General features: G+C 35.4%; 2 protein-coding genes. Both read right to left on the bottom strand.

Features of this window, described 5'->3' with window-relative positions; genetic code table 11:
• Positions 1-276 precede the first annotated feature (276 nt).
• Entirely contained in the window at positions 277-1,086 is an 810-nt protein-coding gene (locus tag FTV43_RS15060; protein WP_179995800.1) for a hypothetical protein, read from the bottom strand.
• 14 nt (positions 1,087-1,100) lie between these two features.
• A complete protein-coding gene (locus FTV43_RS15055) occupies positions 1,101-1,925 on the bottom strand; it encodes a hypothetical protein (protein WP_179995799.1) in 825 nt (274 codons plus the stop codon).
• Positions 1,926-2,384 lie beyond the last annotated feature (459 nt).

Below are 2,384 nucleotides of genomic sequence, written 5' to 3'. Positions count from 1 at the left end.
GTGTACATAGTGCACTAGGTTATGTGCCACCTTTTGATTTTGAAGCAATGTACTATGATAAAATTAATCCGTTAGGTCAGGTGGCCTAACTTAAATAAAAAGTCTCCGACAAACCCGGTACGGTTCACAAAGAATATTTAGCCACATTCCGTATAACACAAGACTAAGGTCATTCTCTTGATAATCCCTCCCTAAAAAATAATATGCATTAAATAAAGTCTCTTTTATATCTATTCGTGAATGGATCTGGCTTACCTAGTATTTTCTTCCGATCCATCATTTGCAGAGTTTTGTCATCGCCGTATCGTTGATATTGTCACCTTCATTCATTCCGATGAACTTTCCCTCTTGGTCAAAATCAACACGAGCAAAGTAATGTTTAGCTCCACCACAAATATTCACACGACTCACTAATGAGTATGTGACAATCCCTTTAGGGCTAACATGTCGCTGGTATTCCAATAAATTGATATGATTGCTGAATTCGTTCTTATGAGGATTAAAGCGTAAGGACTGAAAATCATTCAATTTACGAATCGAATAAATATCCTTTTCCTTCTCTTTAGAAAGTTCAAAGAAACCATCTACCGCTTTGGTATTTAGAGAAATTAACTGCAATAAAGTCATTGGCGGTTGAGCGTAATGTCCAACAAATTCGCATGGTGAATCATCATAATCTCGTGCCCCAACCCAGGTTAGGACAAAATTATGGAATACGCCAAAACCATCAAACACGAGAGCAGATGAAGTAGTGTCATCAAAGCTGCCACATTTAACGTTATTGTGTTCTATCACTCGACCAGCACCCAGATCGTCAAAATCATTATAGAGATGATACGAATATTGTTCTATTTTCCCGGTCGCCTTAATTTTAGAGGGGTAATAGTAAGTCCTTCGAAGTTCAGATTCGTCAATCAAATTATAAATGTGAGCGCCTCTATCTGATTTGTTCGAGTATTCATCAGCTTCTAAAACATTGAATTTAATTGGTGCTCCAAACTTTGGATCAATATTGTATAACTCAGTATCTAAAGCATGTGCTGTTGAGCCAGCTGCAAGAGCAATCAAAATTATTAGTTTTTTCATATTGATCTTACCCATCACTTACAAAATGATGTCAGTGCAGCATCGAATTTCGATTCAACTTCATCGATTTCAATGAATTTTCCATTTTGGTCAAAATCAATTCGAGTCGTGTACGTCTTAGCAGGGCTACATACATGCAAATGATTCATGACTGAGTATGTAATCTTCCCTCTTGGACTAACAGAACGCATGTACTCAAACTGGTGAACCATTTTACGGAACGGATCTAAAGTATCTTTAGTTGGCTTGAATCGAATTGTTTTGAATTGATCACTGTTGTAAGTCAAAGAAATATCTTTTTCTTTTGCTTTATTCAATTTGAAGAAGCTATCAACCGCTTTAGTATTTAGGGTGATTAAGTTTAACCAGACTGGCCGTTTTGATAATTTATTCTGGTAATTACAGGCTTCACCATCATAGCTATATTTTGGTGAATTTGCCCAATAATTTGAAATAGATTCTAGTTTGCCATAGGCATTAAAAATGATGGTTGACGAGGTAGTTTTATCATCATTTTGACAGTTCACATGGTCGTGACCAATCAATACTATAGGATTCAGTTCACCGTTGTAGTTGCTGTTACTTCCTAATGAAAATTGTTCGATTTTCCCAGTGCCATAATTTTTGGATGGAGCATAGACAGCCCACTCGTAATCATCATTCCGATCTTCCTCAACAATTTCAGCTTCTTCAGTGGAAGCAGATAAATAGAAGTTCGCATCGATTACATTAAATTGTAATGGCTCTACAAATTTAGCATCAAATTTATACTGATATTTATCAAGTGCGAATACGGATGAACACGCAACCACAGAGCTTAAAATTAGAAGTTTTTTCATAAGTTTTCACAAAAAATCATACAATTATATTATACAGAATCATAATTTCATTTAGATTAAAAGGGCTATGTGTGTCTAGAATTTCGGTGGCTATTCAATGCTTCCAATTACTAACGCACTAGCTTTTTTACTAAAAAAGCTATCTATTCCAATTAAATCTTAAGATAAACAAATTAATTGAAATAGTGAATTTTCAATTGTTTGAGAAATAAATGGCTTAAATCTAGTGTGCGGTGTAGAGCCACCACCCATAACATCGTTTAACCAAAAATTTCTTTTCGCATGTTTAGTTATTTTTGTCAACTTATAGAAAGGTGGTTTAGAGATAATAATGAACCGTACCGGGTTTGTCGGAGACCAAGCTTTCTGAGAGAATGTCCCGATGAAAAAAGTAAAATATACCCCTGAAATCAGAGAAAGAGCGGTTCAATTATTGATTGAATCCGAGAAAGATTATCC

It is taken from the genome of Acinetobacter sp. YH16053 (genome assembly GCF_013417035.1).
Taxonomy (GTDB): Bacteria; Pseudomonadota; Gammaproteobacteria; order Pseudomonadales; family Moraxellaceae; genus Acinetobacter; species Acinetobacter towneri.
The sequence above is the reverse complement of the archived record's forward strand: the minus strand, read 5'-3'. Positions and strand labels throughout refer to the sequence as shown.